Origin of the sequence: Lacinutrix sp., from assembly GCF_023299985.1 — a bacterium.
In the GTDB taxonomy this organism is placed as follows: domain Bacteria; phylum Bacteroidota; class Bacteroidia; order Flavobacteriales; family Flavobacteriaceae; genus Lacinutrix.
Genome location: NZ_JALZVX010000111.1, coordinates 1 through 9,332 on the forward strand (window position 1 = coordinate 1; position 9,332 = coordinate 9,332).

The 9,332-nt window shown below is 33.8% G+C and carries 7 protein-coding genes; 5 read left to right on the top strand and 2 right to left on the bottom strand.

The annotated features are described in order from the left end of the window. Positions 1-6: 6 nt before the first annotated feature. Complete coding sequence (dnaE, locus tag Q0C58_RS05610; RefSeq protein ID WP_290698633.1) at positions 7-4,392, bottom strand: DNA polymerase III subunit alpha; 4,386 nt, start codon at positions 4,390-4,392, stop codon at positions 7-9. A 169-nt stretch (positions 4,393-4,561) separates the two neighbouring features. Continuing rightward, the gene (locus Q0C58_RS05615) at positions 4,562-5,248 is read right to left on the bottom strand and encodes a DUF6252 family protein (RefSeq protein WP_290698635.1); all 687 of its coding nucleotides are present in this window, start codon (positions 5,246-5,248) and stop codon (positions 4,562-4,564) included. A gap of 144 nt (positions 5,249-5,392) precedes the next feature. Here Q0C58_RS05615 and Q0C58_RS05620 point away from each other — a divergent pair, with 144 nt between their 5' ends. The 5 genes from Q0C58_RS05620 to Q0C58_RS05640 all read left to right on the top strand — a co-directional run. Continuing rightward, positions 5,393-5,893 (top strand): 30S ribosomal protein S16, encoded by a 501-nt coding sequence (locus Q0C58_RS05620; protein ID WP_290698637.1) that lies wholly within the window; start codon positions 5,393-5,395, stop codon positions 5,891-5,893. Between the two features lie 66 nt (positions 5,894-5,959). Continuing rightward, the gene (gene rimM / locus Q0C58_RS05625; protein ID WP_290698640.1) at positions 5,960-6,490 is read left to right on the top strand and encodes a ribosome maturation factor RimM; all 531 of its coding nucleotides are present in this window, start codon (positions 5,960-5,962) and stop codon (positions 6,488-6,490) included. Positions 6,491-6,535: 45 nt separating this feature from the next. Further along, entirely contained in the window at positions 6,536-7,252 is a 717-nt protein-coding gene (locus Q0C58_RS05630) for a methyltransferase (protein ID WP_290698643.1), read from the top strand. A gap of 97 nt (positions 7,253-7,349) precedes the next feature. Next, positions 7,350-8,528: an acyl-CoA dehydrogenase family protein gene (locus Q0C58_RS05635; RefSeq protein WP_290698646.1), complete on the top strand. Its 1,179-nt coding sequence runs from the start codon at positions 7,350-7,352 to the stop codon at positions 8,526-8,528. 139 nt (positions 8,529-8,667) lie between these two features. Further along, on the top strand, positions 8,668-9,332 hold a 665-nt coding region (locus Q0C58_RS05640), incomplete at its 3' end, for a serine/threonine protein phosphatase (protein WP_290698649.1).

Sequence of the window (9,332 nt, forward strand, 5' to 3'; positions counted from 1 at the left end):
CTCATATTAATTCAACTTATAAAAAATCTGTTGTTCTTCCAATTCACTTAACAACTCTTGAGACACTTTAACCTTTTGCTTTCGGCTTGGCATTTCTAATTTAATTTGTTCTCTATTATCGTAAACCACAAAATCTAGTAAATGACTACCAGGATGCATAGAAATCAACTCTTTTAAATTCTGAATTTTATTAGATTCTAATTCTTTTATATTTAACTGTATAGAAAGCTTACGCACATACTTATCCATAACATCATGCAGCAATTGAAAACTATTAAACTGCAATCTTGGATCACTTTTTTTACCGGTATCTCTATTTACCCAACCTTCACGAACAAAAGTTTTAACATGTACAAACGTATTTTTTAATAAAAACGGACGATGCTTTAAATACTCCTCGCCAAAAATGCGAAACTCGAACGTATCTGTATAATCTTCAATAGTAAACATTGCCCAACCTTTTCCTTGTTTACTTACACGATGTATTACATCTGTAACTACACCACCAAAGGTAATTTCCTTATTTACATGTGGATACAAATCGTTAAAATAAGCAATAGTTCCAGTACAGAAACTTTTCATTTCTGTTCTAAAATCGTCTAATGGATGTCCAGAGATATAGACACCAACCACTTCGCGTTCTTGTGCTAGTTTTTCCATGGTTCCCCAAGTTTCACATGGTGGAATTTGAGGTTCTGCTATTTCAACTTCACTTTCTCCACCAAACAAACTTACTTGTGCAGAGTTTTCATTTTCTTGAAACTTGTGAGCATATTTTATAGCTTTTTCTAAAAAGGTTAAATCGCTGCCTTCTTTCTGAAAATATTGCGCACGATGTACACCCTCAAAACAATCGAAACCTCCAGCTAATGCTAAGTTTTCGAATGCTTTTTTATTGGCTGCTCTTAAATCTATACGCTTAGCAATATCGAAAATAGACTTATAATTCCCGTCTTCTTTTCTGTTCTCAATAATAGTCATTACTGCTCCATGTCCAACACCTTTTATGGCTCCCATTCCAAAACGCACAGCATTATCTTTATTCACAGAAAACTTATAATAACTTTCGTTTACATCTGGACCAAGTACAGATAGCTTCATCCGTTTACACTCATCCATAAAAAATGTCACTTGCTTAATGTCATTCATATTATTAGATAATACAGCTGCCATATATTCGGCTGGATAATGCGCTTTTAAATAAGCGGTTTGGTAAGCAATCCAAGCATAACATGTAGAGTGAGACTTATTAAAGGCATAACTTGCAAAGGCTTCCCAATCTTTCCAAATTTTTTCTAGCTTTTTAGCATCGTGACCTTTCGCACTGGCTTGCTCAATAAACTTTGGCTTCATTTTATCAAGTACAGCAATCTGCTTTTTACCCATTGCTTTTCGCAAAACATCGGCTTCACCTTTTGTGAAATCTGCTAATTTTTGCGAGAGTAACATTACTTGTTCTTGGTAAACTGTAATACCATAAGTTTCTTTTAAGTACTCTTCCATTGCTGGTAAATCGTACTCAATATCTTCATCACCATGCTTTCTTTTTACAAAACTTGGAATATACTCCATTGGACCTGGACGATAGAGTGCATTCATGGCAATTAAATCGTCAAAAACCGTAGGTTTTAAATCCTTTAAATGCTTTTGCATTCCTGGAGATTCATATTGAAAAACACCAACGGTTTCTCCTCTTTGGAACAACTCGTATGTCTTTTCATCATCTAGCGGAAAACTATCTGGATCTAATAAAATATCATGCTTCGCTTTTACAATCTTGACTGTGTCTTTAATTAAAGTCAGCGTTTTTAATCCTAAGAAATCCATTTTTAATAATCCTGCATCTTCCACGACAGAGTTATCAAATTGCGTGACATATAAATCGGAATCTTTTGCCAAAGCCACTGGCACGAACTTAGTAATATCGTCTGGTGTAATAATTACACCACAAGCATGAATTCCAGTATTTCTAACAGAACCTTCAAGAGATCTTGCAATGTTTACGGTTTCAGCTTGGAGGTCATCACCATCAGATATATTCAACAGTTCGTTAATTTTCTCTAAATCTTCAGCTCTAAATTTACTTCCTAATTCTTTTTCGCTTAAACCGAAAATTTTACCCAACTTAGACATTGTTGGAATTAACTTCGCAATTCTATCGGCATCAAATAATGGTAAATCTAAAACACGAGCAGTATCTCTAATAGAGGACTTTGCAGCCATGGTTCCATAGGTAATAATTTGTGCTACTTGGTTGCTTCCGTATTTATTAATTACGTAATCCATAACACGACTTCGACCTTCATCATCAAAATCAATATCAATATCTGGCATGCTTACACGATCCGGATTTAAAAAACGCTCAAAAAGTAGATTGTATAATAACGGATCAATATTGGTTATCCACAAGCAGTAGGCAACCACAGAACCAGCTGCAGAGCCACGACCTGGGCCAACCGAAACGTCCATATTTCTTGCTTCACGAATAAAATCTTCTACAATTAAAAAATAACCTGGGTAACCCGTTTTTTCAATTACACTCAACTCAAAATCTAATCGCTCTATAACTTCTTCGCTTAATTCTTCTCCATAGCGCTTCTTGGCTCCAACATAAGTTAAATGACGTAAAAAAGCATTTTCTCCTCGTTTTCCACCATCTTGTATATCTTCTTCACTTACAAATTCTTGCGGAATGTCAAACGCTGGTAATAAAACATCTCGCGCCAATTGGTAGCTTTCAATTTTATCAACAACTTCTTGAATATTAGAAATAGCATCTGGCACATCTTTAAAGCTATTTTTCATAGCTTCGGCAGACTTAAAATAATATTCTTGATTTGGCAAACCATAGCGATAACCACGACCACGTCCTATTGGAGTCGCTTGCTTTTCACCTTCTTTTACACATAGTAAAATATCGTGCGCATTAGCATCATCTTTTTTTGCGTAATACGTATTATTTGTAGCAACAAGTTTTATAGCGTGCTTTCTGGCTAGTTTTATTAAAGTAGGATTAACACGGTTTTCGTCTTCTTGATCATGTCGCATTAACTCGACATACAAATCGTCACCAAAAGTATCTTTCCACCAAATTAAAGCTTCTTCAGCTTGATTCTCACCTATATTTAAAACTTTACTTGGCACTTCGCCATATAAATTTCCAGTTAATACAATTAAATTTTCTTTGTATTGTTCTATTAATTTTTTATCAATTCTTGGCACATAATAAAATCCATCTGTGTATGCATGAGAAGACAATTTTGCTAGATTGTGATAGCCATTTTTGTTCTTGGCAATTAAGACTATTTGATAACCATTATCTTTTCTACTTTTATCTAAATGGTCTTCACACACAAAAAATTCACAACCAATAATTGGTTTTATTTTTTTTGCTGTTGTTGTTTTGCCTTCTGCTTCTGTTTCCGCAATTTTAGCTTCAACACCTTTATTATGCTTATTTGCTGCATTTACAAAATGAAAAGCTCCCATCATGTTTGCGTGATCGGTTAAAGCAACAGCAGGCATATTATGCTCTGCTGCTACAGCTACTATATCTGCAACACTCATTGTAGATTGTAATACTGAGAATTGAGAATGATTATGTAAATGCACAAAATCAACAGCTTTTAACTCTTCAATATTGTTTTTTAAATCTACCTCATTAGCGTTACTCTCTGCTTCTTGTAACCTTGCATTAATCTTAGCGCTTTTTTGCTTTAGATTTATGTGTTTTAAACCTATTAATTTTATAGGCTGTGGATTGGCTTCAGAAAAATTCTTAAAATAATCTGGCTGAACGTCAAGTTGCTCAACAGTGTATTGCTGCCTTCTAATGAGTTCTAAAAAACAACGTGTTGTTGCCTCTACATCTGCAGTTGCGTTGTGCGCATCTCCAAAAGGTTTATTAAATAAATACTGATGTAGCTCTGTTAAAGTTGGCAACTTAAATTTACCATACCTACCTCCAGGAAGTTCACATAACTTTGCGGTATGCTCTGTACAGGTATCTAGAACTGGTAATTCTTGTAATTGGTTTTCAACATTTTCTCTCACAAATTCGGCTCCCATGATATTGAGATCGAATTTTACATTTTGTCCAACTACAAATTTGGTTTTATTTAATGCAATGTTGAATTTCTCTAAAATCTCTGCTAACACAACACCTTGTTCGTGAGCTAATTCTGTAGAAATACCATGAATTTTCTCTGCATCGTATGGAATATTAAAGCCTTCTGGCTTTACCAAATAGTCTTCACTTTCGATCAATTTTCCCATATCGTCATGCAACTGCCAAGCAATTTGAATACATCTTGGCCAATTATCTGTATCGGTAATTGGTGCATCCCAACGTTTAGGTAATCCTGTTGTTTCAGTATCGAAAATTAAATACATAATTTGCCTTTTAGAGAATTGTAAATCTATTTTGTAGTAATAAAGTAGAGCTTATAAAATTAAGCAAAATAGATAATTTTTTAAGCTGAAAGTTATAAACAATTGTAAACAAAAAAAAAGCGCAGACTTAAATTAATGAGTCTACGCTTTTAAGTGTTATAGTAAAAAATTACATACAATCTAAGCCATTAATTATAGTCTGTATTGAATTATCCGGATCACCACAAGTAGTTTTTTGAGTTTCTAAAGCTATTCTGTAAGCATTACAAACGTTCGAAAAGTTTGCATCTCCAGGCGGAGTACCATTAAAATTAACTAAAGTTGCTGCTGTTACTGATTCAGCAGAAGCACAAGCTGTATCGACTGACCCACCAGAATCTACTACAAAACCAACCAAAGGCACTCTATGAAAGACACCCTTATTTATATTAACTGAACTTAATCCAGAACTGTTAAATGCATTAAAGAAAAACTCTCCAGAAACATAGCCTTCTTCAATATTTACTTCTAATAAATCTATCATTCCAGATGCAGGAAAAACCTGAACACTTGGATCTGGAAAATTATTCGAAGAAAATAAAACGCCATCAAAATCTAATAAAGAACCTGAGGATGCTGTTTCTGTAATGTCATGAACAATTAAATCAGTATTATTTACCTGTAGAGTAACAGTTTCAAAATTATCTGAACCTACAATTGTTAATACTCCCAAACCGTTAACGTTAGCTCTAAAAGAATTAGCTTTCCATAAGTTTCCATCTTTATTGCCTTGAAATGTAGGCGTATTAAACTCAATATTCTCTCCACAGCCTAAAAAGGTAAAAGCAACAAGTATTAAAGCAATAATTTTTTTCATAGTATTTAGTATTTCAAGAACTCAAAAATAAAATAAAAAATTACAATGAGATACAATTAAATTAAAAACTTGATATTTAAATAAATATTGTACATTTGCGGACTTATTAATAATAGAGGTCGCGTACCTCACAAATTAATTTTTATGCCTGTAAAAATAAGATTACAAAGACACGGTAAGAAAGGAAAACCTTATTACTGGATCGTAGCAGCAGATGCTCGCGCGAAAAGAGATGGTAAGTACCTAGAAAAATTAGGAGCTTACAATCCCAACACTAATCCTGCAACAATCGAATTAGATGTTGATGGTGCAGTACAATGGCTTCAGAATGGTGCACAACCTACTGATACAGCCAAAGCATTATTATCTTACAAAGGTGCTTTATTAAAAAATCACCTAGCTGGTGGTGTTATTAAAGGTGCTTTAACTGAAGAGCAAGCTGAGAATAAATTCGCTGCTTGGTTAGAAGAAAAAACTGGAAAGGTAGATGCTAAAAAAGATGGTTTATCTAAAGCGGAAGCTGATGCTAAAGCCAAAGCATTTGACGCTGAAAAAGCGGCAAATGAAGCAAGAATTGCAGCTAACGCTCCAGTTGTTGAAGAAGCTCCGGCTGAAGACGCTAAAGCTTCAAACGAAGAAGAATAGAAAATTAATTTTTTATACTTTTAAACTCCGATAACTTTTTATCGGAGTTTTTTATGCAAAATAGTTATGACAAAAGAAGAATGTTTCTTTTTAGGAAAAATTGTAAAGAAATACAGTTTTAAAGGTGAGTTACTTATAAAACTAGATACCGACGAGCCTGGATTATACGAAAACCTAGATGCCGTGTTTATAGATTTACGCGGTAACTTTATTCCTTTTTTTATAGAAAGCTCTCAATTACATAAAAGCGAATTACTTCGTGTTAAATTTGAAGATGTAAATACAGAGGCAGATGCAGATGCATTGATAAAAAGCGAATGTTATCTTCCTTTATCAACCTTGCCAGAATTGGAAGACGACAAATTCTATTTTCACGAGATTATTGGTTTTAAAGTTGAAGATGAAAACTTTGGTAATGTTGGTATTATAAAAGGTGTAAACGACTCGACTGCACAGTCTCTTTTTGAAATTGATAGAAATGGTATTGAAATTTTAATACCAATGAATGATGAATTTATTTCTAAAGTTGATAAGAAGAATAAAATTATTTATGTAAAAACACCTGAAGGACTTATAGATTTGTATTTAGAAGAATAATCCTATCTTAAATCCTTATCATAAATTTTAAGGACTCTTAACATTATGAGTAACCATCCATTTAAATTCAAACAATTCGCAGTAAACCAAGACCAATGTGCTATGAAAATTGGCACAGATGGTGTTTTATTAGGTGCTTGGGCTTCTATAGAAAAACAACCTTTTGCGACTCTAGATATAGGATCTGGAACTGGAATTTTATCTTTAATGCTTGCGCAACGTTGTGATGCCGAAGTTATAGATGCTCTAGAAATAGACGAATTAGCTTACGAGCAATGTGTCGAGAATTTTGAAGGCTCACCTTGGAGCGATAGATTATTTTGCTATCATGCAGACTTAGCTGAATTTACAGAAGAAATTGAAGACAAATACGATCTTATTATTTGCAATCCACCATTTTATAGTGAAGATTACAAAACAGAAAGTACACAACGTGACTTAGCACGTTTCCAAGATGCTATGCCTTTTGAACATTTAGTAGATAGTGTTTCTAAATTATTGATAGAAGACGGAACGTTTTGTACTATTATTCCGTTTAAAGAAGAAGTTAAATTTATTGCATTAGCTTCTGCTGTAAACTTAAAAACAAATAAAATTACGCGTGTTCGAGGCACAAACAATTCGGAAATTAAACGTTCTTTAATCGCGATGTCTTTCCGCGAAAGCGATATAAATATTAACGAACTTGTAATTGAGAACACTAGACACAACTACACTAAAGATTATATAAACCTAACCAAAGAGTTTTATCTTAAAATGTAGTTGGGCAATGCAAGCATTTTCATTATTTTTGTTAAACTAATAAAATAACACATTCAATTTTGTGGAATTCATAAAATTGATATCATAAAATATTGATATGAAGCCAGATTTATTCGAAGCACCAGATTACTACAATTTAGACGAATTGTTAACAGACGAACACAAATTAGTACGTGATGCTGCCAGAGAATGGGTTAAGCGTGATGTTTCGCCTATTATTGAGGAATACGCTCAAAAAGCAGAATTCCCAAAACAAATTGTAAAAGGACTAGCAGAAATTGGTGCTTTTGGACCTTACATTCCTGTAGAATATGGTGGTGCTGGATTAGACCAAATTTCTTATGGCTTAATAATGCAAGAAATTGAGCGTGGTGATAGTGGTGTAAGAAGTACTGCTTCTGTACAAAGCTCTTTAGTTATGTATCCTATTTGGAAGTACGGAAACGAAGCACAGCGTCAAAAATACTTACCAAAATTAGCTTCTGGTGAATGGATCGGATCTTTTGGATTAACAGAGCCTGATCACGGAAGTAATCCTGGCGGAATGACAACTAACTTTAAAGATATGGGTGACCATTATCTATTAAATGGTGCAAAAATGTGGATTAGTAATTCTCCATTTTGTAATGTTGCTGTTGTTTGGGCTAAAAATGAAGAAGGGCGCATTCATGGTTTAGTAGTAGAACGTGGTATGGAAGGTTTTACAACTCCTGAAACGCATAACAAATGGTCTCTTAGAGCTAGTGCGACAGGAGAACTTATTTTTGATAACGTAAAAGTCCCTAAAGAGAATTTACTACCAAACAAATCTGGATTGGGCGCACCACTTGGCTGCCTTGATTCTGCGCGCTTTGGTATTGCTTGGGGAGCAATAGGTGCTGCAATGGACTGTTATGATACTGCTTTACGTTACAGTAAAGAACGTATACAATTTGGAAAGCCTATTGGACAGTTTCAGCTACAACAAAAGAAATTAGCAGAAATGATTACCGAAATCACCAAAGCACAATTATTAGCTTGGAGACTTGGTGTAATGCGTGAAAACGGAACAGCTACCTCAGCTCAAATTTCTATGGCAAAACGTAATAATGTAGATATGGCTTTAAAAATTGCTCGTGATGCTAGACAAATGTTAGGTGGTATGGGAATTAGTGGAGAGTATTCTATAATGAGACATATGATGAATCTTGAAAGTGTTGTTACTTATGAAGGCACACACGATATACATTTATTAATTACTGGGTTTGATGTTACTGGCTTAAATGCCTTTAAATAGCGGCTAAGCCGCGTTTGGTAACTCACTCGAATATAAAATATTTTATTTTCAAATGTTTTATTGAAATACTAAAAACTTTAAGAAATGCGCTTTATTACTGAAGCGCATTTTTTATTGAAATTTGTTTACTTTTACCTATATGTTTTCAGCTAAAAAGAGATTAGATCGTGCTTACAAAGAAGCAAAGATTGTTGACTTTGACAACGATAGCAAAATTGTTTTGTTTAGTGATTGTCATCGTGGTGACAATAGTTTTGCCGACGATTTTGCCAATAACAGAAACATCTACTTTCACGCTTTAAAACATTATTATGCTGATGGTTTTAGCTATTGCGAACTTGGTGATGGTGATGAGCTTTGGGAAAACTTATCTTTTAATTCTATTTTAAACGCACATAAAAATGTGTATCTACTTATGAAACAGTTTCATAAGGATAATAGACTGCATATGATTTGGGGAAACCACGATATGGTTTACAGAGATCCAAACTATGTAAAAAAACATTTATCTACTTATTTTGATGCGAAAACTGGAGAAGAAGTCGAGTTATTTAAGGATATTAAATATCATGAAGGTATTGTGTTAAAGCATTGTAACACTGGTCAAGAACTTTTTTTAACACATGGACATCAAGCAGATTGGTGGAACTATATTTTTTGGAAATGGAGCCGTTTTATGGTGCGTTTACTTTGGAAACCACTCAATGTTATGGGAATTGCAGATCCTACAAGTCCTGCAAAAAACTACAAAGAGCTTATAAAGGTTGAAAAACGAACAAAAAAATGGATTACAGAAAATAATAA